Below are 23,909 nucleotides of genomic sequence, written 5' to 3' on the forward strand. Positions count from 1 at the left end.
TGGACCGGTGGGTGCACGTTTCACGGTGGCTGTGTTTCACGTGAAACGTGCACCCACCGGCGTCTGTACGGGTCCTTGGGGGGCCGGGGCCGGGTGGGTGCCGGTTGATGGCAGCCCCAGGGGGAGGAACCGAACAAGGAGGTGTGCCGCATGGGTCGCAGGATCGTTCCGCTGACTTTGGACAACCTGGCGGACCTGCCCGCGCCCTGCCGCTCCTGCGTCTTCTGGGAGCTCGATCCGGTGAGCGGTCGGCAGGCGGTCGACGGGGGCAAGGCGGAGGCGGAGAAGGAGGGGTGGATCTCCGCGGTGCTGCTGGAGTGGGGGTCCTGCGGACGGCTGGTCTATGTGGACCAGGAGCCGGCCGGGTTCGTGCTCTACGCGCCGCCGGCCTACGTGCCGCGCTCGCAGTCCTTCCCGACCAGTCCGGTCTCTCCGGATGCCGTCCAGCTGATGATCAGTCGGGTGCTGCCGGGCTTTCAGGGGCAGGGCATCGGACGGGTACTGGTGCAGCAGGTGGCCAAGGACCTACTGGGGCGCGGGTTCCGGGCGATCGAGGCCTTCGGGGCGGCGGGCGGGGCGCAGTCGAGCTGCCTGCTGCCGGCCGAGCACCTGCTCGCGGTGGGGTTCAAGACGGTCCGGCCGCACCATCGCTTCCCGCGGCTGCGGCTGGAGGCGCGCGCCACGCTCTCCTGGAAGGGCGGTGCGGAGGGGGCACTGGAGCGGCTGCTCGGTGCGGGGCGCAAGGAGCCGGCACTGCGCCCGTTCTGATCCGCCGTCGGCCGGGGGCGGGCGGCGACCGACGGTACGACGAAGGGGCGGGCCCGCGTGGGCCCGCCCCTTCGCTCTGCCGCCACTGGCGGCTCAGGCCTTGTTGACCGTGATGATGCCCTCGAGGTCGCGCAGCAGCGCGGCCTTCGGCTTGGCACCGACGATGCTCTTCACGACCTCGCCGTTGACGTAGACGTTCAGCGTCGGGATGGAGATGACGCCGTACTGCGCGGCGACGGCCTGGTTGCTGTCGACGTCGATCTTGGCGACGGTCAGCTGGTCGCCGTACTCGTCGGCGATGGTCTCCAGGATGGGGGCCACCATCTTGCAGGGGCCGCACCACTCGGCCCAGAAGTCGACCAGGACGGGCTTGTCGCTCTTCAGGACCTCGCTGTCGAAGGTCGCGTCGGTCACGGTCTTGGTGGCGCCGGCCACGGGGACTCCTAGGGTCGCGTTTCGGGGTGCTGCTCGGTGGGGTTCAGGCATGACAACAACAGGGAGGCGGATTCTGTTTCACCGCCTCCCAGGACGGCTTCAGACCGCGACGGCGGCCTTGGCCTCCTGCTCGGCCGCGTGGGCCAGGTGGGCGAGGTAGCGCTCGGCGTCGAGCGCGGCGGAGCAGCCGGTGCCGGCGGCGGTGATTGCCTGGCGGTAGCTGTGGTCGACCACGTCGCCGGCGCCGAAGACACCGGGGATGTTGGTGCGGGTGGTGGGGGCGTCCACCTTGAGGTAGCCCTCGGCGTCCAGCTCCAGCTGACCGGTGAAGAGCTCGGTGCGCGGGTCGTGGCCGATCGCGATGAAGAGACCGGTGACCGGCAGCTCGCGCAGCTCGCCGGTGGTCGTGTCGCGCAGGGTGACGTGGGTGAGCTTCGGGTCGCCGTGGATGGCCTCGACCGCGCTGTCCCAGGCGAAGCTGATCTTCGGGTCGGCGAAGGCGCGCTCCTGCATCGCCTTGGAGGCGCGCAGCTCGCCGCGGCGGTGCACGACGGTGACGCTCTTGGCGAAGCGGGAGAGGAAGGTGGCCTCCTCCAGAGCGGTGTCCCCGCCGCCGACCACCGCGATGTCCTGGTCCCGGAAGAAGAAGCCGTCGCAGGTCGCGCACCAGGAGACGCCGCGGCCGGAGAGCGCGTCCTCGCGGGGCAGGCCGAGCTTGCGGTGCTGGGAGCCGGTGGTGACGATCACGGCGTGGGCCCGGTGGACGGTGCCCTCGGAGTCGGTGACGGTCTTGATGTCGCCGGTGAGGTCGACCGCGACGATGTCGTCCGGGACCAGCTCGGCGCCGAAGCGCTCGGCCTGGGCGCGCATGTTGTCCATCAGCTCGGGGCCCATGATGCCGTCCCGGAACCCGGGGAAGTTCTCCACCTCGGTGGTGTTCATCAGGGCACCGCCCGCCGTGACCGCGCCCTCGAAGACCAGAGGCTTGAGAGAGGCCCGTGCGGTGTAGAGAGCCGCTGTGTAGCCGGCGGGGCCGGAACCGATGATGATCACGTTACGGACGTCACTCACTGAATCTCCTGGTTCGCATCGCGACCCGCGCCAGGCGGGCAGGGTGGCGGTCCTGCTCCGCCGCCCGGGACAACGACTGACCAGTCTGGCGCATTCCCAGGGCGTGGCCTACCAGGGCCCACCCAATGGATGGGTGCGGCGCACAGTCGCAGGCTGGTCAGGAGGCCGGGACCTCCTCGTGCAGCAGGACGCCGGCCGGGGTGCCGTCCGCGCAGCCGGGGGTGAGCAGGAAGACGTCCAGCGCGGTCGAACTCCCGCTGACCCGGAAGACGTAGACGTCCACCGGGGCGGACTGGAAGCTGCCGTGCGTGACGAGCAGCGGCTGCTCGTCACGGTGGCCGGCGACGGCGCCCTGGACGCAGCTGGGCAACTTGGCTGGCGCGGCATTCGGGGTGGGGTTCTCCTGCTCGCTGCTGGCGTGCGGCAGCGAGCTGTGGCCGCTGGGGGAGGTGGGTAGCAGTTGCCGGAGCTGCTTGGGCAGGCCGGCGGCCGTGAACGCGGGGCCGCCCGGGCTGCCGCTGGGCGTGGCGGGCATGGCGGTGTCGGGCTTGCCCTGCTGGGCGCCCACGGCGGCGGAGCCGGCCGCCTGGTGCGCGTCGTCGCCGAGGCCGGAGACCACAACGACGGTGCCGAGGCTGAACACCGCGAGGCAGGCGACGGCGGCGGCCAGCAGCGCGCCGCGGCGGCGCTGGCGGGATCGGCCGGGGCCGGTGCTCCGGTCGGCGCGGCGCGGCGGTGCGACGGACTCCGCCGGACGCTGGGGCGCGGCGGTGGCGGCGGTGCGGGCGGTGCCGGCGGTGGTGCGGGCGGTGGCGGGCTCGGCGAGTGCAGCGGCCAGTGCGGCGTCGATCCGTCGCGCGACATCCGCTGGCATCGCCGGTGGCTCGTCCTCGGCGAGCAGCTCGGTCAGCTCGGCCAGGGCCGCCAGCGTGTCCGCACAGTCGGGGCAGCGGGACAGGTGCTCGCGCAGTTCCGCGGCCTCGGTGGCGGCGAGCAGCTCCTCCTGCAGATCGGCGAGCTGGTCGACGGTGGGATGGGACGCGGGCGGCGCCGACTCGACGGGTTCGGGTGTCTGGTTCGTCATCGGGGCGTCGCGTCTCCTTCCAGGCTCGGATCTTGGGTGGGGATGCCGGAGCCCTGGGATGGGACGGAACCGGCGCCCGATGGGTTCCCCGGTCTCGGGCCGGGTGATGTTTCACGTGAAACGTCCGGCGGTGCTTCGCGTGGTGCTGCTTCACGTGGCTGTGTTTCACGTGGCTGTGTTTCACGTGAAACGTGGTCGCCGCGGTCCTGCGGACGCAGGTGGCGGACCAGGGGCAGCAGCCGGGCCCGGCCGCGGGCACAGCGGCTCTTCACGGTGCCGACCGGGACGCCCAGCAGCTCGGCGGCCTCGGCGACCGGGTAGCCCTGCATGTCGACCAGCACCAGCGCGGCCCGCTGATCGGCCGGCAGTCCGGCCAGCGCGGCGCCGAGTTCGCGGCGCAGCTCCTGGCGGAGCACCAGGGCCTCGGCGGGCTCGGCGGCGGGGACCAGGGAGTCGAGCCGGCCCGGCTCCTCGTCCAGCGAGCCGGCCCGCCTGCTGCCGGCCCGCCGGGCCCGGTCCAGGCAGGCGTTGACCACGATCCGGTGCAGCCAGGTGGTGACGGCCGCGCGGCCCTGGAAGGTGTGTGCGGCGCGCAGGGCCGAGACCAGCGCGTCCTGCAGCGCGTCGGCGGCCTCCTCCCGGTCGCTCAGGGTGCGCACGGCGAGCGCCCAGAGGCGGTCCCGGTGGCGCCGCACCAGCAGGCCGAAGGCGGCTTGGTCGCCGGCCACGTGCCGGGCCAGCAACTCGGCGTCGCTCGCCTCGTCGAGGTCGGACGTGAGGGCTTGGTGAGCCCCGGGTGGCTCTGGTCGTGCCGGTCCTGCCATCTGCCTGCCCCTCGGGTGCCGCTTGGTGCGGTCGGCTGGTGCTCCCGGCAGCCGTGCCGCGTGACGGCCTGCTGCTGGGGTCAGCCGGTGACCTTGATCGTGGTCACCTGGCCGCGGTAACTGCCGCTCCCATCCTTGGGGAGGCTGGTCAGCCAGATCAAGAGGTAGCGGGAGTTGACCGGGGAACTCAGCCGGAACTGCGCGTCCTCGCCGGTGGCGGTGGCCAGCGGCTGGCCGAAGTCGCCGAGCTGGGTCGGCGGGTTGGCGCCGGTGGCGGTGGGAACTCGTAGTTCGGCGGTGGTGCTGCCGATGAACTGGACCTCGACCGAGCGGACCGGCTTGGCCGTGCCGAGGTCGACCAGCAGGCCGGTGCCGTGGCCGAGGGTGGTCAGGTCCTGGAAGTAACCGTCGGTCTGCCAGGCGTTGTCGGGGTTGCCGCTGTTGATCTGGGAGATCAGGTTGGGGTGCATCGGGCCGGTGCCGGACGGGTTGAAGGACTGAATGGTGCTGATCGCCAACGGGGTGGGGCCGGCCGTGGCGGAGGCGCTGACCGAGGGCGTGCTGCCGAGGCCGGAGCCGCCGAGGGCCTGCCTGTCGCCGCTCTTGCCGAGCTGACCGGCCAACTCCCAGGAGCCGTAACCGATGGCGGCCAGCAGCAGCACCGAGACCGTCCAGTTCAGCACCCGCCTGGCCCGGCGGCGCGGGCGCGGGCGCGGCGCGGGCCCCGGCTGGACCGGCCTGGGCTGGACCGGGCCAGGGGCGGATGCCGGCCCCGGGCCGGGGCGGTGGCCGCCGGGCGGGACCGGGCGCAGCGTCTGGGTGCGGGGACTGCCCTGACCCGGTGCCGGGTAGCGGGGGGTGGCGCGGTCCAGGGTGCCCGGCGCCGACTCGGGCTGGCGGATCCGCGGCAGCAGCGAGATCTCCTTGGCCAGCGCGGCCGGCGAGGTGATCGGCGCCCGCTGGTCGCCCAGGGCGCGCACCGCGAGGTCGGCCAGGCCCTGGTGGACGTCGGCCCGCAGCTGGGCCGGCGGGGTCAGGCTGTCCCCCTCGGGCACGCCTGCCAGGTCGTAGCGGCCCTCCGGATCCGGCCAGCGGTGGGTCAGCGCGGCGTACAGCAGAGTGCCGATCGCCCGGGTGTCCGTCAGTTCGGCGTCCTGCTCGGGCAGTCCGCGCACCGCCGCGTCGACGGCCACCCCGTTGATCCGGTACTGGCCGGTGTCGGTGCGCAGCACGCAGCGCGGGGTCAGCCGAAGGTGGGAGCGGCCGCCCTGGTGGGCGGCGGCGATCGCATCGGTGACCTGACGGGCCATCTGGTAGGCGTCGTAGGGCGTCATCGGGCCCGGGCCGAGCAGGGTGGCCAGGTCGGTGGCGTCCGGCAGCCACTCCCGGATCACGTAGACCAGCTCGCCCTCCTGGACGGCGTCCAGCACCTGCACGAAGCGCGGGTCGCCGAGGAGCGCGGCGGAGCGGGCGGCGGCCAGCACCTTCTCGGCCCGCCGGTTGCCCGCCGCGAGCAGGTGGACGCCCACGGCGCGGCGCAGCTTCTCGTCCACCGCGCGCCAGCTGCTGAACACGTCCGAGTGGGAGATGCACTCCTCCAGCCGGTAGCGGTCGGCGATCCGGTCGCCGCTGTGCCGCTCCGGGACCGGCAGCCGCTCGGGCAGCGCGTCGCCGTCGGGGTCCTCGTCCTCGTCCGCGGCCTCGTGCTGGTCGTCGCCGGCGGCGCTCTCCGGGTCCGCCGCCGGGTCGGTGTCAGCCTCGTCGGCTGCTTCGTCGTCGGCTTCGGCCTCGGCGTCGCTCGGGGCGTCGTCGGGGGACCGTCCGGCGGCCGGTGCGGCCGTGGCGAGCGCCGGCAGGGCCTGGGTTGCGGCCAGCTCGGCGTCGGGGTCGCCCGGGGCCCCGGCGGCGCGATCGGCCAGCTCGGCGGCGATCTCGGCGGCGGAGAGCGGCGCGGTGATCTCGCCGGACACCTCGCTCGGGGTCTCGACCGCGTCCTCGGCGGTCGAACGTTCGACGACTGCCTTGGTGTGATCCTTGGTGCGATCAGCCACCGTCGTCCTGCCTCCCCTTGTAGCGCCCGGTGCGGATCCCCGCCGACTCGCCCTTCAGGGGGCGGCCAGGCGACGACCCGGGTCTGCAGACCAAGTAGTTCGACACAATTGTGCCCACTCTTGCCACCCGAGTACGACCACGGACGGGGCCATCCGGTTCCGCCCGGGCCGGAAGCGTTCGGTAGGTAGACAAACTGATCTGCGATCAGCGGCCCAGTCGGGTACGGACCATGCCGATCATCGCGTTGAGTTCCTCGATCCGCATCCGTCGGGCCAGCGTGAGGAAGACGGCCAGCTGGGCCGCTCCGGCGACCAGCACCGCGAGCACGCTGCCCAGCCAGCCGTCCAGCAGCTCGCCGAGCACCAGCGCGAGCAGGAACCCGACCAGCGCGGCCGGCAGGCAGGCGATCGCCAGGCGGGCGTAGGTCTTGGCGATCCGTGCCGTGTCCAGGCCGCCGATCCGCAGCTTGAGCTTGGGCAGCGCGACCGCCACGCCCACCAGGTAGGAGGCGCCGTAGCCGAGCGCCATCCCGGTGACCGCCCACTGGGCCGGCAGCAGCAGGAAGCAGAGCAGCGCGGCGGCGGCCTGGGCGGCGGCGACCCAGACGGTGTTGGAGAACGGGGTGCGGGTGTCCTCGTAGGCGTAGAAGCCGCGCAGCAGCACGTACTGGACCGAGTAGGGGATCAGGCCGAGGGCGAACGCGGAGAGCATGAAGCCGACCGCGGTGGTGCCGTGCGCGGCGCTGCCGCCGTTGCCCAGGCCGTAGATCGCGCCGCCGATCTGCGGGCCCAGGGCGAGGAAGAGGAAGGCGGCGGGGACGATCGCCACCGCCGAGGTGCGCAGCCCGTAGGAGAGGTCGTCGCGCACCGCGGCGGCGTCGCCGTCGGCGGCCGCGCGGGAGAGCCGGGGCAGCACCGCGCTCATCACCGAGACGGTGATCACCGCCATCGGCAGCTGCCAGATCAGCAGCGCGTTGGAGTAGGCGGCGAGGCCCACGCCGAGGTAGCCGGCCGTGGCGGCCTTGCCGCCGGCGGCGGTCGCCAGCTGAGTGACCACCAGGTAGCCGGCCTGGTTGGCCAGCACGAACAGGAAGGTCCACTTGGCCAGCCGGGCGGCCTTGCCCAGCCCGTGCCCGCGCCAGTCGAAGCGCGGCCGGAAACGGAAGTCGGCGGCCCGCAGGTACGGGATCATCGCCAGCGCCTGGACGGCCAGGCCCAGCAGGGTGCCGACACCGAGCAGCCGCAGGCCTTCGGGGCTGACGCTCGCGGGGGTGACCCGGCTGTGCTGGAAGGTGCCGAAGACCCACAGGTACATCGCGAAGGTGAAGATCACCACGACGTTGTTGAGCACCGGGGTCCACATCATGGCGCCGAACCGACCGCGCGCGTTGAGGATCTGCCCCATCACCACGTGCACGCCCATGAAGAAGATGGTCGGCAGGCAGTAGCGCGCCAGCGCCACCGTGGTGTCGGCGCCGGTCGTCGTGCTCATCAGCGAGTGCGAGATCAGCTGGACCAGGAGCGGGGCGGCCAGCACGGCCACGAAGACCACGCCGGCCAGGCCGGTCATCACCAGGGTGAGCAGGCGGTTGGCGTAGGCGGTGCCGCCGTCCTCGTCCTGCTTCATGCTGCGCACCAGCTGCGGGACGAAGACGGCGTTCAGCGCGCCGCCGCCGATCAGGATGTAGAGCAGGGTGGGCAGGGTGTTGGCGGCCGAGTAGGAGTCGCCCATGGTGCCGACGCCGATCGCGGCGGCGATCACCATGGTGCGCAGGAAGCCGGTGGCCCGGGAGACCAGGGTGCCGGCCGCCATGATCGCGCTGGAGTTCAGCAGGCCGCTGACCCGGCCGCGGGTGACGGCGGGGCCGTCGGGGTCGGCCGGGCCGTCCGCTCCGCCCTGGTCCGCGGGGTCGGTGGGGTCGGTGGGGCCGAGGGGGCCATCGGGCCGGTCCGGGCCGCCGGGCTCGGCGACCGGCGTGCCGCGCGGGGACGGCTTGTCGCGCGGGGCCGGGTCGGTGGTCGGGACCGCGGTCGCCTCGGCGGTCCGGCCGGACCGTACGCCGACCTCCTCGGCGCTCAGCGGCGGATCGAACTCGATCACCGGGAACGGCCGCTCAGGCACCTCGGCGACGGCGCCCGAGCCGCGCCGGGCGGGGGCGCCGGCCGGCTCGGGTTCGGCGGTCGGCAGGTCGAGCGCGGGAGCCGTCGCGGCGGCCGGGCGGATCCAGCGGGAGATGGGGACCACCGGCTCGTCCAGCGGTTCGGCGTGGTCGCGCTGCTGCGGCGGCAGCGCGTTGCCGGTGTCGTTCTGATCCCGAGCAGGAGCAGGAGCAGGAGCAGGACCATCGGCCTCGGTGGAGCCGGCCGCGGCGGTGGCGGCGGGCGCCGGGTCGGTCTCCTGGTCGTACGGCCCGCGCCCGGCCCCGGTGGCGTACGGATCGGCGGCGAACGGGTCACGCGCGAAGGTCTCGGCGAGGTACCAGTCGGATTCGTCGGCCGCCGCGCCGCTGGGTGCCGTCGCCGGGCGCTGGTCGCCGTTGCGCGAGTCCTTCCCTTGCGGCCCGGCAGGGGGGACCGCCTTGCTGCGCTCGGTCATGCCACCTCATCGCTGGTCGGATCCGGCCGTCTCGCCGAGACCTACTGTCTCATCACCGAAGACCCGAATCCGGCTTTCGACGCCGAGCGCTAAGGGTGCGCCGCAGCCCCTTCAGCGGTTGCCCGCTCGTCCGGTTCGGACGGATTCGTCCCCAAGGGTGACTCGCCGTCCGCTGTCGAGGCCCCGTCGGTGCCCTCGGGCGCGTCCGGGTCGGTCAGCGGTGCGTCCGGATCCTCGTCGGGCTCGCCACTGCGCTTGCGGCGCTGCAGGAAGATCCGCAGTCCGGCGAGCAGCACCAGCGCGCCGCCGGCGCCGACCACCCACCACACCCCGCTGGTCACCTGGGTCACCTCGACGGTGAACTGCACCTCGGTCCCGAACGGCTGCGCGTCGGGGCCGGTGGTGTACAGCTGGGCGGTCATCTGCACCGGCCCGTTGCCCTTGGCCTGGGCGAGGAACTTGGGCGAGGTGCTCTGGCCGGCGCTCAGCACGATGTCCTGCTGCTTGCTGACGTTCAGTCGGGTCGGCTGGCTCGAGGTGAGCCGCAGTTCCAGGTTGGTCACCGACTGCGTGAGCTCGTTGCGGACACTGACCTGGATCATGCCCTCATTGCCCGCGAGCGTGATCTTGCTGCTCTTCTTCGGGATGAACACCGCGCCGGTCAGCTGGGTCAGGTAGCTCTGGACGTCGTTGCGGTAGGTGCCGCCGGTGGGCTCGGCGCCGCGCCAGGCGGTGGAGACCGAGCGGAGCATGGCGGCGCCGAACGGGCCGTTGACCCGGTTCTGGAGGGTGAGGATCCGCAGCAGCGAGTCCACCTCGTTCTGGGTGTCGGCGACCGACTTGAAGCCGCTGGCCGGCAGTTCGCCGCCGCGCAACGCACCGGGGTAGTTGTCGGCGGGGGCGATCACGGTGCCGTCGGTGGCCGACTCGGCGGGGGTGCTGGTCACCTGGTCCAGCGTCGTCATCCGGATCCACTGGCCCTGCGCCTTCAGCAGCGACTCCTGGAGGACCTGCGCGGTGTCGGCGGACAGGTCGCGCGGCGGCATCACCACCAGGGTCCGCGAGGTGGTTGGCCGCTCCTGGGAGATCGCCAGGGTCTCGGCGAGCAGCCGCTGCTCGGCCGCCGACTTCGCCCCCGGAGCGCCCGGGTTGTAGGACTGCAGCAGGTCCGCGATGGTGCTGTCGGCGACCACCGCCGTCTGTCCGTTCGGCAGCGGTCGCGCCGCGTTCGGGGTGTAGTTCAGGGAGCGTGGATCGGTCACGCTCGCGCCGTTCACCACCACCCGCGAGCCGCCCAACTGCTGGGCGACCTGGGCGGTCTGCTGGTCCAGGTAGCCCTGGTAGGGCCAGGCGACGTCGTCCTGCGGGTCCACCGAGAGCCGGCCCTCGACGGTCAGCTGGCCGGCCTGCTGGGCCTTGCTGAGGGCGGTGTTCAGCGCGGGCAGATTGCCGCCGTTGTGCGCGATCGAGGCCAGGTCGGGGTCGCCGTAGGGAAGCGCGACCACCTCGTCGCCCGACTTGGTGACGGCGTCGCGCAGGTCCGCCAACCACTGCGTGGCGACCGCTCGCCCGGTGCCGGCGGTGGTGGTGTCGTCCCGGGCCGGGGTACCGGGGTCCTGGCCGGGCAGCTGGACCCGGTACGGCTTGGTCATCGCGAACACCGCGTCCAGCAGGTCCGGGTCGATCACCCAGGTCAGCGACGGGATGCTCTTGCCGAGGGCGACCAGCTGGCCCAGCCGCCCGTCCGGCTTCAGATCGGTGGCCAGGCTGTCGTCGCGCAGTACCGAGGTCTGGTCCGCGTCCGGCATGGTCTGGGCGACCAGCTCGGGGGCGTGGGTGAGCGGCCAGAGGGCGGCGACCTGGCTGGGGTTGGCGTCCGTGCTGCCGCTCGGGAAGTACGGCAGCAGGGTGCGGCCGATGCCGACCGGGTGAGTGGCGGTCGGGTCGTCCGAGTTCGCGGCCTCGACCTCCACCGCCAGCTCGTAGGCGCCGAGCTGAGTCAGCTTCAGGTCGCTCTGCGCCACCTGCGGCAGGGTGAACGGGACCTTGGCGCCCGGTGCCAGGTCGCCCACGTTCGCCACGGGAGCGGACAGCGACGAGCCGTCGCTGCTGCTCGGGTCGGTCCGGGTGGTCACCGCGGCGATCGAGCTGCGGTGCAGCGGCTGCTGCCTGCTCTGGCCCAGCGCCAGGACCAGCTGCGCCGCCTTGATCGTGCTGGTGCCGGTGTTGGTGAGGGTGCCGGTGATGTTCAGCGGGTCGCCGGGGGCCGCGTTGGGCTGTTGCACGGCGGAGATGGCGACCGTGACCGGGAAATCGGGCGACTGGGCGGCGAACTCGGACCTGGTGCCACCGGCGGCGACGGCCGGCGCGACGGCGGTGGTGCCCAGCAGCGCCAGCGCGCCGGTGAGCAGGGCGGAGGAACGCAGCGCCCGGGTCAGCCGCCCGGTGGGCGGGACAGGGTCGGCCTGACCCTTGGTGTGCCGTGCTGGCTCGCCCACGCGCTTCGCCCTCGCCGTCCTGATCCGCGGTCGTCATCGCCCCGGCCCGCGCTGCCGCGACGACACGCGGCGGCGGGCTCGCGCCCGCTGCGGACCATCGGTCCCACCGGCATGGTAACGACGCTGCCCGGTCCGCAGTGTTGCGGGCCGGGCAGCAGGGGCCGACAGCGGGGCGCATCGTGCGGCCGGAAAAAGCCGCGAGCTGCGAGGCTGCCCGGGCACGTACCCTTGTGAGCCGTGTCCAACGCCAATGAATCCACCGCCGCCCGCCCCGTTCCCGCCGACCCGATCGGCGCGCTGCCAGGCCTGAGCGAGGCCCAGACGCTGGGTCTGCACGAGTTGCTCCGGGTCTCCCCGGTCGCGGACGAGATCGCCCGGCGGTTCCAGGAGGCCGGCTTCCGGCTGGCCCTGGTCGGCGGTTCGGTACGGGACGCGCTGCTCGGCCGACTCGGCAACGACCTGGACTTCACCACCGACGCCCGGCCCAAGGAGGTGCTCAAGCTGGTCCGTGGTTGGGCCGACGCGGTCTGGGACGTGGGCATCGCCTTCGGCACGGTCGGTGCCCGCAAGGACACCTCGGACGGCAGCTTCCTGATCGAGATCACCACGTACCGCAGCGAGGCCTACGACCGCACCTCGCGCAAGCCCGAGGTGACCTACGGCGACAGCATCGAGCAGGACCTGGTCCGCCGCGACTTCACGGTGAACGCGATGGCCGTGGACCTGCCGGGGCGCGGCTTCGTCGATCCGCACCACGGCCTCGAGGACCTGGAGGCCCGGGTGCTGCGCACGCCCGCGACGCCCGAGGAGTCCTTCTCCGACGACCCGCTGCGGATGATGCGCGCCGCCCGCTTCGCCGCCCAGCTGGACTTCGAGCTCGCGCCCGAGGTGGTCGCGGCGATGACCGCGATGGCGGAGCGGATCTCCATCGTGTCGGCCGAGCGCGTCCAGGCCGAGCTGAACAAGCTGCTGCTCGCCAAGCACCCGGTGAAGGGCCTGCGGCTGCTGGTGGAGACCGGGCTGGCCGACCACGTGCTGCCCGAGCTGCCCGCCCTGCAACTGGAGGAGGACGAGCACCACCGGCACAAGGACGTCTACGAGCACTCGCTCACCGTGCTGGAGCAGGCCATCGCGCTGGAGCAGGAGGGCCCGGACCTGACGCTGCGGCTGGCCGCGCTGCTGCACGACATCGGCAAGCCGCGCACTCGTCGCTTCGAGGCGGACGGGCGGGTCTCCTTCCACCACCACGAGATGGTCGGCGCGAAGATGACCCGCAAGCGGATGCGGGAGCTGAAGTACTCCAAGGAGCTGATCGACGACGTCGCGCGGCTGGTCGAGCTGCACCTGCGGTTCCACGGCTACGGCGGCGGCGAGTGGACCGACTCCGCCGTGCGCCGCTACGTCAACGACGCAGGTCCGCTGCTGGAGCGCCTGCACAAGCTGACCCGCTCCGACTGCACCACCCGCAACAGGAAGAAGGCCGTGACCCTGTCGCGCACCTACGACGGGCTGGAGGAGCGGATCGCCCAGCTCAAGGAGCAGGAGGAGCTCGACGCGATTCGCCCCGCGCTGGACGGCAACCAGATCATGGGGCTGCTCGACCTGAAGCCGGGCCCGCTGGTGGGCAAGGCCTACCAGCACCTGCTGGAGCTGCGCCTGGAGCACGGCCCGATGGAGCACGAGGCGGCGGTGGCGGCCCTCAAGGAGTGGTGGGCGGCGGAGCAGGGCGGCGCCTGATCGCGGCGGGCCCACCGCCGGTCGCGCGGTCGCGCGCCTGGCGGTGGGCCGAGGGCCGCTGTCAGACGCTGGCCGGGGCCCCCGAGCCGCCCCCCGAGGTGTCGTCCGGAGTGCTGCTCGGCGCGCTGCCCGGCGTGTTGGGGGCCAGGCAGAGGACGAAGCTGTCGCCGGCGTTCGGGTGCGCGTAGTAGGTGGTGGCGGCCGGGTAGCCGGCGCAGGCCGTGGCGGGGTCCTCCAGGCTGGCGACCCGGCCGAGCACCCGGTACTGGGCCTTCTTGTCGCTGCACGGCACCACGGCCACCTCGGGGTCGGCCTGGTTCTGGATCGCCGCGCCGTTGCTGTCCCGCAGGCAGTCGCCGCCGGCGGCGTTCAGCACCGAGGTGCCGACCACGTCGTCGCCGGCGGCGGGGCCGCCGAGGCTGGCGAGCAGCAGGGCCAGCACCGTGATCGAGGCCGCCACCGAGGCGAGGGGCACCAGCAGCATCCAGATCGCCCCGCGCTTGGTGAGCGGGGTGCCGGGGTCGAGCTGCTGGCCGTGCGTGCCGGGTGCGGGCGGCGGGAGTTGACGGATCTTCTGATAGGCGGACCGGGTGCGCAGCAGGGCGATCAGCGTGAAGAGCGGTGAGAGGTAGCCCCACCAGCCGCGCAGCAGGGTGTACTGGGAGAGCTGACGGACCGTCGCCGTGCCGCAGACCTGGCAGTAGGGCCCCGGCTGGCGCAGGAAGCGCATCAGCACGATCAAGCCCTGGTGCCCGTACACCGTGACGTTCGCGGCCGGCATGCCGCCGCAGATCCGGCAGTTGGGCGGCACCGGGTGGCCGTAGCCGTAGACGTACCAGGCCTGGGTGTGGCCGGCGGGGGCGTGGCCGGCGTCGACCGGTGGGGCGAACGGGTCGGGGGCGTACGGGTTGGGGGCGTACGGGTTCGGCGCCGCGTCCTGCGGCTGAGCCGGTGTGGTCGGGGGGACCGGGGGCATCGGCGGCACCGGCACTGCCTGCGTCGGGAGGACCGGCGGGGGCAGCACAGGTGGCGGCAGGACGAGCGGCGGCAGGGTGGGCATCGGTGGGCGGTCGGAGGGCTCCGCCGGCGGCGTCGGCGGGGTGTGCGGGTTCGGTGGCTGGTACGGATTGCTCACGACGGCTCTCCGAGCGCGGCACGACGGCCAGGGGGCGGCAGACAAGGAGCAGGGTGGAGTGGAACGGTGACGCGATGGTGCGCACGTACCCTAGCGATTCACGCCGCTACGGTCAGCAGTGCCCGGGTCACCCGGGTCGACGGGCGTACAGCGCGGCGCTGAGCCCGTACAGCGCGGCGACGCCGAGCACCACGCCAGGCGAGCGTCCGTTCAGCGGCAGCACCAGCGCGGTGACCCCGGCCGCCGCCACGAAGGCGACGTTGAAGAGCACGTCGTAGAGGGCGAAGACACGGCCCCGGTAGTCGTCCTCCACCGCGTTCTGCACGATCGTGTCGGCGCAGATCTTGGTCCCCTGGGTGACCACGCCGAGCAGCAGTGCGGCGGCCATCGCCGGTCCGGCGGTGAAGAAGAGTCCGAGCCCGGGGACGAAGACGGCGGCCGAGCCGAGGCAGGCGACCATCCAGCCGGTCAGCCCGAGCCGCCGGGTGAACCACGGACTGACGACCGCGGCCAGGAAGAAGCCGAGCGCCGAGAGGCCGAGCGCGGTGCCGAGGGTGGCCAGCCCCGCCTGGCTGTCGGCGGGGTTGTTGAAGGTGTAGCGCGAGAGCATCAGCACGGTGACGATCAGCACGCCGTAGCAGAACCGCGCCGCGGTGACGGCGGCGAGCGCGTGCAGGGCGGGCCGGCTCTCCTTGACCAGGTGGCGGATCCCCTCGAGCAGCGCGTGCCCGGCCTGGCCGAGCGCGGCGCGCAGGTCGGGACGGTCCGGGTGGTGCTCGGGACCGAGCAGTTCCGGGGCCATCCGGCGAGCGGCCAGCGCGGCGGCGAGGTAGAGCATGGCGGCGACGGTGACCAGGGCGGCGTCGGCGTCCGGTCCCGGGGCCATGACCTGGTGGCAGACGAAGCCGATGCCACCGCCGCCGGCGGCCGCGATGGTGCCCGCGGTGGGGGAGAGCGCGTTGGCCGTGACCAGTTGGGTGGGCGCGACGACCCGGGGCAGTGCTGCCGACAGGCCGGCCAGGATGAACCGGTTGAGCGCGGTGACCAGGAGCGCGGAGGCGAAGAAGAGCCACTCGGGCGCTCGGCCGAGCAGCAGTGCGGCGGTCGCCAGGCCCAGGCCGAAGCGGGCCAGGTTGCCGACGAGGAGAACCTGGCGGCGGCGCCAGCGGTCGAGCAGCACCCCGGCGAACGGGCCGATCACCGAGAACGGCAGCAGCAGCACCGCCAGCATCGAGGCGATGTCGGTGGGGGAGGTCTGACGCTCCGGGGAGAAGATCACGTAGGAGGCCAGCGAGACCTGGAAGACCCCGTCGGAGAGCTGGGAGAGCAGCCGGACGGTCAGCAGCCGCCGGAAGTCCCGGGTGCCCAGCAGCGAGCGGAGGGTGGCGCGGTCAGCGGACGGGGTGCTGGGGGCCGGGGCCGGCCTTCTGGTGATCGCCACGCGCTCAGGGTGTCATGACGATGGCCGATGTTTCACGTGAAACATCGGCCATCGTCATGAGACAGGCTCAGCGTTCAGTACTAAGGCGCTCAGCGCTCGACCTCACCGCGGATGAACTTCTCGACGTTCTCCTTGGCCTCGTCGTCGAAGTACTGCACCGGCGGGGACTTCATGAAGTACGAGGACGCCGACAGGATCGGGCCACCGATGCCACGGTCCTTGGCGATCTTCGCGGCGCGCACGGCGTCGATGATCACACCGGCCGAGTTCGGGGAGTCCCAGACCTCGAGCTTGTACTCCAGGTTCAGCGGAACGTCACCGAAGGCGCGGCCCTCGAGGCGGACGTACGCCCACTTGCGGTCGTCGAGCCAGGCGACGTAGTCGGACGGGCCGATGTGGACGTTCTTGGCGCCCATGTCGCGGTCCCGGATCTGCGAGGTGACGGCCTGCGTCTTCGAGATCTTCTTGGACTCCAGGCGCTCGCGCTCGAGCATGTTCTTGAAGTCCATGTTGCCGCCGACGTTCAGCTGCATGGTGCGCTCGAGGACGACACCGCGGTCCTCGAAGAGCTTCGCCATCACGCGGTGCGTGATGGTGGCGCCCACCTGCGACTTGATGTCGTCACCGACGATCGGCACGCCGGCCTCGGTGAACTTGTCCGCCCACTCCTTGGTGCCCGCGATGAACACCGGCAGGGCGTTCACGAAGGCGACCTTGGCGTCGATGGCGCACTGCGCGTAGAACTTGGCAGCGTCCTCGGAACCCACCGGCAGGTAGCAGACCAGGACGTCGACCTGGCGGTCCTTGAGGATCTGCACCACGTCGACCGGAGTCTCGTCGGACTCCTCGATGGTCTCCCGGTAGTACTTGCCGAGGCCGTCGAGGGTGTGGCCCCGCTGCACGGTGATGCCGGTCGGCGGCACCTCGCAGATCTTGATGGTGTTGTTCTCGCTGGCGCCGATGGCGTGCGCGAGGTCCTGGCCGACCTTCTTGGCGTCGACGTCGAAGGCCGCGACGAACTCCACGTCGCTGACGTGGTACTCGCCGAACTGCACGTGCATCAGCCCGGGGACCTTGCCGGCCGGGTCGGCGTCCTTGTAGTACTCGACACCCTGCACCAGCGACGCGGCGCAGTTACCCACGCCGACGATGGCTACGCGAACCGAACCCATTCCGGTTGCTCCCTGTGATCTCGTGAGGTCCACCGGAGACCGGCGGCCCTCGTCCTGCTTCTCATCTGACTCATCGACGGGCGCACTGCGCCCACTTCCGCCGCGTGGCTCAGGGCAGACGCGGCAGCGGCACTCCTAGACGGAGCGCCCCGGGCGGTCGTGCGGTGGCCGGAGCGGATCGGGGGATCCGCTCTCGTCGCCACGGCCGTCCGAAGACTGTGGTGTCGCGGCCCTGCCCGGCGGGGCGACGGTACGCCCGGTCCGGTTGGCCCGCTCGGTCTCGATCAGCTCGTTCAGCCAGCGGACCTCGCGCTCCACCGACTCCAAGCCGTGCCGCTGCAGTTCGAGCGTGTAGTCGTCGAACCGCTCACGGGTGCGCGCGATCGAACTGCGCATCCGCTCCAGCCGCTCCTCCAGCCGGCTGCGACGCCCCTCCAGGACGCGCATCCGCACCGCTCTGTCGGTCTGGCCGAAGAAGGCGAAGTGCACCCCGAAGTGCTCGTCCTCCCAGGCGTCCGGACCGGAATCGGCCAGCAACTCCTCGAAGCGTTCCTTGCCCTCCGGGGAGAGCCGGTAGACGATCTTCGACCGCTTGCCGTTCAGCGCGGTGGCCGGGACGTAGGCGGTGTCCGGGTTGTCCTCGACCAGGAAGCCCTGGGCGACCAGGCTCTTCAGGCAGGGGTAGAGCGTGCCATAGGAGAAGGCGCGGAACGAGCCGAGCAGCACGTTGAGGCGTTTGCGCAGCTCATAGCCGTGCATCGGAGCATCGTGCAGCAGGCCGAGAACGGCGAACTCCAGCACTCCTGAGCGCCTGCTCACGCTGTCCGGCCTCCCTTCGACGTGCCCCTGGCCGCTACTCCGCCGCCGGCTATGCCGCAGCGATGTATCGACTCGATATATCGAGAACGATAGGCCTGGGTCACGATTGGGGCAAGGGGGGCACGGGTGAATGTGATCACAAGAGTCCTGGATGTCCGCCGGCAGGCCCCCGCCGCCTGCGGGTTCCCTGCCCGTCAAGGCCAACTCGGGGTTTCTTGGCAACGGGCATGTAATGATCTGCCGGTCTTTCGCGGCTGTTGTGACGATATGCCCGATTGATGCCTCATCAGGCATGCGTACCCTGTCGCGTGTGCACGAGGACCACCACCGGGGCGGCGGCCTGAACCAGGCCTAGGGCGGTTGCGGGCATCGGAAGTGGATCCTGTCTACAGGCGTCCGTGCCTGGCCGAGGAGTTACTGGACTATGAGCGAACACCGGCGCCGGTCGCCGAACTCGGGCGGCGGCGAGCAGCCGTCCGGTGAACCGAACGGCCAACGCCCGTACGCCTACGGCTCCGCGCCCGAGGGTGCGCCCAGCTACGACACCCCGGGCCAGCCTCGCCCTGGTGGCCGGGCGGCCGGGCCGCGCGGGCCGCAGAGCGGGGTCCGGGAGACGAGCCAGCAACCGCGGTTGAGCCGTGCCGAGATGCGCAAGGCCACCCAGAAGCGCGGTCGCAAGGGCGGCAGCGGCCCTGGCGGACCGGGCGGTCCCGGCCGTGACGGCCGTGGGGCCGGCGCCAAGCCGCCGGGCAAGAAGCGCTTCATCGACTATCCGCGCTGGGGCAAGCGCGGGGTGCGGCGCTGGCTGCCCTCCTGGAAGCAGATCCTGTCGGTCTTCCTGATCTTCTTCGGCGGCGGCGTCGCCGCGATCGGCACCGCCTACTCGATGACCAGCGTGCCGCAGCTCAAGGACCTGGTGAACGACCAGCCCAACACGTACTACTGGGCCGACGGCAGCCAGATGACCACGACCGGGAGCACCCACCGGGTGATCGTCCCGATCAGCGACATCAACAAGTCCGCGCAGGACGCGGTGATCGCGGCCGAGAACGAGTCCTTCCGCACCGACAGCGGCATCGACCCCAAGGGCATCGCCCGCGCCGTCTACAACATGGCGTCCGGTGGGGCCACCCAGGGTGGTTCGACGATCACCCAGCAGTACGTGAAGAACGCCTACCTGAGCCAGAGCCAGACGATCAGTCGCAAGCTCAAGGAGTTCTTCATCACGCTGAAGATCAGTCAGAAGGAGTCCAAGGACGACATCCTGGACGGCTACCTGAACACCAGCTGGTTCGGTCGCGGCTCCAACGGCATCCAGGCCGCCGCCCGCAACTACTACGGCGTCGACGCCAAGGACCTGAACCCCTGCCAGAGTGCCATGCTGGCCGGTCTGCTCAAGGGCGCGGCGCTCTACGACCCCTCGCTCAGCGCGGCCAACCACGCGAACATGTTCGGCACGCCGAGCAATCCGAGCACCGGCCGCTGGGAGTGGATCCTGGGCCGGATGGTGGTCACCAAGGCCATCACCCAGGACCAGGTGAACCAGTGCGAGAAGGCGGGCCTGCCCGAACCGCTCAAGCAGCAGCCCTCGACCAACATGAGCGGTCAGGTCGGCTACATCGTCGCCACCGTCGACAAGTACCTGGAGCAGAAGGACCCGACCATCACCGACGCCTCGCTGGGCGCGGGCGGCTACCAGATCTACACCACCCTGCAGAAGGACAAGGTCGACGAGCTGAGCGCGGCCGTCGCGCAGATGCAGCAGCAGACCCTCGACCCCACCAAGCGCCCCAACAACGACACGTTCGTCCAGGTCGGCGCGGCCTCGGTGGTCCCGGGGGACGGCGCGCTGGTGGCGCTCTACGGCGGTCCGGGCCAGGACAAGGGCCAGTACAGCAACAACGCGGACACCACCGGTGTCCCGGTCGGCTCGACCTTCAAGCCGTACGTGCTGGCCACCGCGATGCAGGTCGGCCTGCAGACCCAGACCGGCCCGGACGGCAAACCGCTGCGGATCAACGAGGACAGCCGCTACAACGCCGACAACCTGAGCACCATCCGCAAGCCGGACGGCTCGCTGGTGACCAACCCGGACGGCTCGGTCTTCAAGCAGGTGAACGACGAGAACGGACCGCAGGGCTACGTGACGCTGCGGACCGCGATGGCCAACTCGTTCAACGTGCCCTACGTGCAGCTCGGTGAGGACGTCGGCGGCCCGAACGTGGCCAAGCTGGCCGCCCAGATGGGGCTGAACCCGGCCTCCATGCCGGTGGCCAACCAGAACACCGCCTCGTTCGCGATCGGCACCTCGACCCCGAGCGCGATCCAGATGGCCTCCGGCTACTCGGTCTTCGCCGCCCGCGGGCAGCAGACCGACATGTACCCGGTGACCAAGGTGGTGTACTCCGGCAAGCAGTTGACCACCATCACCAAGCCCGCCCCGAAGCCGGTGCTGGACCAGGCGGTGGCCGACAACATCACCAGCGTGCTCCAGGACGTGGTGCAGAAGGGCACCGGCACCAAGGCCCAGCTCCCGGGGCGCCAGGTGGCCGGCAAGACCGGTACCACCGACAAGGGCACCTCGGCCTGGTTCGACGGCTACACCCCACAGTTGGCCACCGCGATCACGATGTTCCGCGAGGACCCCACGCACCCCGGCCTGCTGTCGCTGATCGGCACCGGCGGCAAGACCTCCTTCTACGGTGGTGACCTGCCGGCCGAGATCTTCGCCAACTACATGAAGGGCGCGCTGGCCGGCACCCCGGCGCAGGACTTCCCGACGCCGGCGCCGGTGAACCAGGAGGTCGACGCCTCGGGCGCGCCGAGCACCGCCTCCCCCTCGCCCTCCACGTCGATCAGCGCGCCGCCGTCGCCGAGCGCTCCGGCGACCACCCAGGCCCCGGTCACCGCTCCGCCGACCACCCAGGCCCCGGTCCAGTCGCCCACCGGCGCCCCGACCTGTATCCCCGGCGTGGACTGTGGCGGCCAGCCGAGCCCGGGCAAATCGTCGTCCACCGGCAGCAACGGTGGGCCGGGCGGCGGCAACGGCGGGAACGGCGGCTGCATCCCGATCTTCCCGGGTGACTGCACGACCCCGTCCCCGACGTCCACCAAGACCCACGGCGGCCCCGGCGGTGGTGGCACCTCGTCACCGTCGTCCACCGCCACCCCCTGAGCAACCCTCCTCCGAGGGCGGTCCCGCGCGAGCGGGGCCGCCCTCGGGCGTTTCCTGCCCGGGCGCGCCCGGGCGCCGGCTGTTCGGGACCGGTCCTCGTCCGATCGGCGCGGGTGCGGCAGTATGTCCGGCATGACGTCCAGCACTCGTGACGAGACCCCAGCCGCCGAGAGCGCGGTGGCGCCGGCCGAGGGCCCGCTGCCCAACACCGTGGTGGTCCCCGCCGACGAGGACCCGGTCGCGGCGGCCGGCAGCGAACTGCTCGGCGGCCCGCCCGGGCGCCGGGCCCTGCTGGGCGTCTCCTGGTGGATCCCGGCCCGCTTCCTGGCGCTGGCCACCGTCCTGACGTACCTCCTCGGCATGGTGCAGAAGCTGCCCTGCTACACCAGCGGCTGGTTCTTCGGCGCCACCGCCCAGTACACCCACGCCTGCTACAGCGACATCCCGCACCTGTACACCGCGCGCGGCTTCTCGCTCGGGCTGCATCCGTACCTCGACATGCTGCCCTCGCCCTCGCCGGACATGAAGTACCTGGAGTACCCGGTGCTCACCGGCGGCTTCATGCAGATCGCCGGCTGGCTCACCCCGACCAGCGGCGTCATCGAGGACCGCGAGCGCTGGTTCTGGATGGTCAACGCCGGGATGCTGCTGATCTGCGCGGTGATCACGGTGATCGCGCTCACCCGCACCCACCGCCGCCGCCCGTGGGACGCGCTGCTCTTCGCGCTGGCGCCCTGCCTGGCGCTGGACGCCACGATCAACTGGGACCTGCTGGCGGTCGCGCTGACCGCCGTCGCGATGGCCTACTGGTCGGGCAAGCGCACCGTGTGGGCCGGTGTCTTCATCGGTCTGGCCACCGCCGCCAAGCTCTATCCGGTGCTGCTGCTCGGCCCGCTGCTGGTGCTCTGCTGGCGTTCGGGCCGCTGGCGGGAGTTCTGGCAGGCCACCGCCGGCGCGGTGGGCGCCTGGCTGCTGGTCAACGTGCCGATCATGATCGCGAACTTCGACGGCTGGGCCACCTTCTACAGCTTCAGCCAGAGCCGCAAGGAGGACTTCGGGTCCTTCTGGATGGTCCTGATGCAGGACCGCAACGCCTCGCTGGCCGGCCTGAACAACTGGATCGCCGCCCTGCTGATCGCCTGCTGCCTGGGCATCGGCTGGCTGGCCCTGGCCGCGCCGCGCCGGCCGCGCTACGCCCAGCTGGTCTTCCTGGTGGTGGCGGCCTTCGTGGTCACCAACAAGGTCTACTCCCCGCAGTACGTGCTCTGGCTGATCCCGCTGGCCGCCCTGGCCCGCCCGCGCTGGCGGGACTTCCTGATCTGGCAGGCCTGCGAGGTGCTGTACTTCCTCGGCATCTGGTCCTACCTGGCCTTCATCAGCGATTCCAAGCAGCACGGGATCGGCCAGGACTGGTACCACTTCGCGGTGATCCTGCACCTGGCCGGCACGCTCTACCTCTGCGCCAAGGTGATCCGCGACGTCCTGCGCCCCGAGCACGACCCGGTGCGCTGGGACGGCAGCGACGACCCGTCGGGCGGCATCCTCGACTTCGCCCCCGACGTCTTCGTGATCGGCGCGGCGCGCCGGCTGCGGGAGCATGAGTCCTACGCCGCCTTCGCTCCGGTGGACGGCGTGGACTGGCTGACGGACGACCTGCAGGACGAGCACGGCGGGCAGGACGAGCACGGCGGGCAGGACGAGCACGATGTGCAGGACGCCCGCCCGGTGGTGGAGCCTGCGGTGGAGCCCGGGCACTTCTGAGCGCCGGTCAGGCGGTCCGGTCGGCCACCTGGTCGAAGTGCGTGGTGGTGTGCCGGACGGTGAGCGCGAGCTCGTCGCCGACCGCCGGCGGCTTGCTGCCGGCGGGCAGGAAGAGGATGCTCACCTGCATGTGCGGCGGCTCGGCGAACCAGAGCTGGCGCCCGTTCCACTGGTAGGGCGACAGGGTGCGGTTCAGCGTGGCCAGCCCGGCCCTGGCGATCCCCTTGGCGCGGGGCAGCAGCCCCCGCACGTACTTGGGCGACTCCAGGCCGATGCCGTGCGCGGTGCCGCCGCAGACCACCAGCAGGTGGCCGTCGGAGGGCGCCCTGTGCTGGCGGTAGCCGTAGCGCTCACCCTTGGCCAGCGCGGTCACGTCCAGCACGGTGGCCCCGGCGCTGAGCGCACCGACGTCGCCGAGCCAGAGCCGGGTGCCGATCCGGGAGCGGAACTCGACGCGTGGGTGGGCGGCGCGCAGCGCGGTGACTCCGGCCGAACTCAGGTGGCTCAGGTAGACGGTGCCGGTGGGCAGCCCGGCCCCGGCGATCGCGTCGATCCAGGCGGCGACCTCGGCGACCGGGTCCGGGCGGTCCAGCGGCAGGTGCAGCGCGAAACCCTCGACGGTGGCCGCCGCGCCGCCTTGGCCGGTGGCCTCGGCCAGGTAGTCGAGTTCGGCGGGCGCGATGCCGTGCCGGCGCATGCTGGTCATGCACTCCACCACCACCCGGTGCCCGGCCAGCGCGGCCAGTGCCTCCACGCTCGCCACCGTGCGCACCACCCTGCCCCGGCCATCCGCCGGGGGGGCCGCCGGCACCGCGGTCGCAGGGGCTTGAGGGGGCTCCTCGCCGATCCGATAGGGCGTCAGCACCAGCACGTCGCCCTGGTAGCCGCCGGCCCGCTCGCTGTCGCGGAGCACCTCGGTGGCCTCCGTCGCGGTGCCCACCGCCAGCATCCCGGTGCCCAGCAGTTCGGCCTCCCGGGCGAGCCGCAGGTTGCCGAAGCCGTAGCCGTTGCCCTTGGCCACCGGGACCAGGGCGGGGAACTCGGCCAGCAGCGTGCGCTGATGCGTCCGCCAGCGGTCGGTGTCGACGTAGAGCGAAAGGGTCATCGAGCTCTCCCCGGGGGGTGGTGCGGGTCGTGCGGTGGGCGGCGCGCGGCTGCGTCAGCGGCGTGACATGTAGAGGTCGAGCGCCTTGTGCAGCAGCTTGTTCAGCGGGAAGTCCCACTCCCCGAGGTATTCGGCGGCCTGCCCGCCGGTGCCGAGCTTGAACTGGATCAGGCCGAAGAGCGGGTCCTCCTCCTGGAGCGTGTCGCTGATCCCGCGCAGGTCGTAGATTCCCGCGCC

The 23,909-nt window shown here is 72.0% G+C and carries 17 protein-coding genes; 4 read left to right on the plus strand and 13 right to left on the minus strand.

Annotated features, from left to right (window positions below; all coding sequences use genetic code 11):
- The first annotated feature begins 150 nt into the window (after positions 1 to 150).
- Positions 151 to 768 carry a GNAT family N-acetyltransferase gene (locus P3T41_RS19970; RefSeq protein WP_280691317.1) on the plus strand — a complete coding sequence of 206 codons (618 nt, stop codon included), beginning with the start codon at positions 151 to 153 and terminating at the stop codon, positions 766 to 768.
- 93 nt (positions 769 to 861) lie between these two features.
- Here P3T41_RS19970 and trxA read toward each other — a convergent pair whose 3' ends face one another.
- From trxA to P3T41_RS20005, 7 genes are all read right to left on the minus strand, one after another.
- Positions 862 to 1,203, minus strand: a complete 342-nt coding sequence (trxA, locus tag P3T41_RS19975) for a thioredoxin (RefSeq protein WP_280691318.1) — start codon at positions 1,201 to 1,203, stop codon at positions 862 to 864.
- Between the two features lie 99 nt (positions 1,204 to 1,302).
- Positions 1,303 to 2,274 (minus strand): thioredoxin-disulfide reductase, encoded by a 972-nt coding sequence (trxB, locus tag P3T41_RS19980; RefSeq protein WP_280691319.1) that lies wholly within the window; start codon positions 2,272 to 2,274, stop codon positions 1,303 to 1,305.
- Between the two features lie 157 nt (positions 2,275 to 2,431).
- On the minus strand, positions 2,432 to 3,358 hold the full coding sequence (locus tag P3T41_RS19985) for a zf-HC2 domain-containing protein (protein WP_280691320.1): 927 nt from the start codon (positions 3,356 to 3,358) through the stop codon (positions 2,432 to 2,434).
- The gene (gene sigM, locus P3T41_RS19990; RefSeq protein ID WP_280691321.1) at positions 3,355 to 4,182 is read right to left on the minus strand and encodes an RNA polymerase sigma factor SigM; all 828 of its coding nucleotides are present in this window, start codon (positions 4,180 to 4,182) and stop codon (positions 3,355 to 3,357) included. Before sigM ends, P3T41_RS19985 begins: the two co-directional genes overlap by 4 nt.
- Before the next feature lie 80 nt (positions 4,183 to 4,262).
- Positions 4,263 to 6,233 (minus strand): protein kinase family protein, encoded by a 1,971-nt coding sequence (locus P3T41_RS19995; protein WP_280691322.1) that lies wholly within the window; start codon positions 6,231 to 6,233, stop codon positions 4,263 to 4,265.
- A gap of 205 nt (positions 6,234 to 6,438) precedes the next feature.
- Positions 6,439 to 8,829, minus strand: coding sequence for a murein biosynthesis integral membrane protein MurJ (gene murJ, locus P3T41_RS20000; protein ID WP_280691323.1), 2,391 nt, complete (start codon positions 8,827 to 8,829; stop codon positions 6,439 to 6,441).
- Positions 8,830 to 8,918: 89 nt separating this feature from the next.
- On the minus strand, positions 8,919 to 11,327 hold the full coding sequence (locus P3T41_RS20005) for a DUF6049 family protein (RefSeq protein WP_280691324.1): 2,409 nt from the start codon (positions 11,325 to 11,327) through the stop codon (positions 8,919 to 8,921).
- A 306-nt stretch (positions 11,328 to 11,633) separates the two neighbouring features.
- Between P3T41_RS20005 and P3T41_RS20010 the strand changes: the two genes are divergently transcribed.
- Complete coding sequence (locus P3T41_RS20010; protein WP_280691337.1) at positions 11,634 to 13,064, plus strand: CCA tRNA nucleotidyltransferase; 1,431 nt, start codon at positions 11,634 to 11,636, stop codon at positions 13,062 to 13,064.
- A gap of 61 nt (positions 13,065 to 13,125) precedes the next feature.
- Here the strand turns inward: P3T41_RS20010 and P3T41_RS20015 are convergent, their stop codons facing one another.
- From P3T41_RS20015 to P3T41_RS20030, 4 genes are all read right to left on the minus strand, one after another.
- A complete protein-coding gene (locus P3T41_RS20015; RefSeq protein WP_280691325.1) occupies positions 13,126 to 14,199 on the minus strand; it encodes a hypothetical protein in 1,074 nt (357 codons plus the stop codon).
- A gap of 127 nt (positions 14,200 to 14,326) precedes the next feature.
- Positions 14,327 to 15,640, minus strand: a complete 1,314-nt coding sequence (locus tag P3T41_RS20020; RefSeq protein WP_280691326.1) for an MFS transporter — start codon at positions 15,638 to 15,640, stop codon at positions 14,327 to 14,329.
- A gap of 89 nt (positions 15,641 to 15,729) precedes the next feature.
- Positions 15,730 to 16,812, minus strand: coding sequence for an inositol-3-phosphate synthase (locus P3T41_RS20025; RefSeq protein ID WP_280691327.1), 1,083 nt, complete (start codon positions 16,810 to 16,812; stop codon positions 15,730 to 15,732).
- A gap of 135 nt (positions 16,813 to 16,947) precedes the next feature.
- Positions 16,948 to 17,631, minus strand: coding sequence for a PadR family transcriptional regulator (locus tag P3T41_RS20030; protein WP_280691328.1), 684 nt, complete (start codon positions 17,629 to 17,631; stop codon positions 16,948 to 16,950).
- 424 nt (positions 17,632 to 18,055) lie between these two features.
- On the opposite strand from P3T41_RS20030, the gene P3T41_RS20035 reads away from it, so the two are divergent.
- Together P3T41_RS20035 and P3T41_RS20040 are read left to right on the plus strand one after the other, a co-directional pair.
- Entirely contained in the window at positions 18,056 to 20,806 is a 2,751-nt protein-coding gene (locus tag P3T41_RS20035) for a transglycosylase domain-containing protein (RefSeq protein WP_280691329.1), read from the plus strand.
- A 132-nt stretch (positions 20,807 to 20,938) separates the two neighbouring features.
- A complete protein-coding gene (locus tag P3T41_RS20040; protein WP_280691330.1) occupies positions 20,939 to 22,567 on the plus strand; it encodes a glycosyltransferase 87 family protein in 1,629 nt (542 codons plus the stop codon).
- A 7-nt stretch (positions 22,568 to 22,574) separates the two neighbouring features.
- Here the strand turns inward: P3T41_RS20040 and P3T41_RS20045 are convergent, their stop codons facing one another.
- The gene (locus P3T41_RS20045; RefSeq protein WP_280691331.1) at positions 22,575 to 23,672 is read right to left on the minus strand and encodes an alanine racemase; all 1,098 of its coding nucleotides are present in this window, start codon (positions 23,670 to 23,672) and stop codon (positions 22,575 to 22,577) included.
- A gap of 54 nt (positions 23,673 to 23,726) precedes the next feature.
- Positions 23,727 to 23,909: peptidoglycan bridge formation glycyltransferase FemA/FemB family protein (locus P3T41_RS20050; RefSeq protein ID WP_280691332.1), on the minus strand; the 183-nt coding region annotated here is incomplete at its 5' end.

The organism is Kitasatospora sp. GAS204B (genome assembly GCF_029892155.1).
In the GTDB taxonomy this organism is placed as follows: domain Bacteria; phylum Actinomycetota; class Actinomycetes; order Streptomycetales; family Streptomycetaceae; genus Kitasatospora.

Bases quoted from the DNA above. Each gene is read 5' to 3' on its own strand.
- P3T41_RS19970 (WP_280691317.1), top strand. From the start codon at position 151: ATGGGTCGCAGGATCGTTCCGCTGACTTTGGACAACCTGGCGGACCTG.
- P3T41_RS19985 (WP_280691320.1), bottom strand. From the start codon at position 3,358: ATGACGAACCAGACACCCGAACCCGTCGAGTCGGCGCCGCCCGCGTCC.
- sigM (WP_280691321.1), bottom strand. From the start codon at position 4,182: ATGGCAGGACCGGCACGACCAGAGCCACCCGGGGCTCACCAAGCCCTC.
- murJ (WP_280691323.1), bottom strand. From the start codon at position 8,829: ATGACCGAGCGCAGCAAGGCGGTCCCCCCTGCCGGGCCGCAAGGGAAG.
- P3T41_RS20025 (WP_280691327.1), bottom strand. From the start codon at position 16,812: ATGGGTTCGGTTCGCGTAGCCATCGTCGGCGTGGGTAACTGCGCCGCG.
- P3T41_RS20035 (WP_280691329.1), top strand. From the start codon at position 18,056: ATGAGCGAACACCGGCGCCGGTCGCCGAACTCGGGCGGCGGCGAGCAG.
- P3T41_RS20040 (WP_280691330.1), top strand. From the start codon at position 20,939: ATGACGTCCAGCACTCGTGACGAGACCCCAGCCGCCGAGAGCGCGGTG.
- P3T41_RS20045 (WP_280691331.1), bottom strand. From the start codon at position 23,672: ATGACCCTTTCGCTCTACGTCGACACCGACCGCTGGCGGACGCATCAG.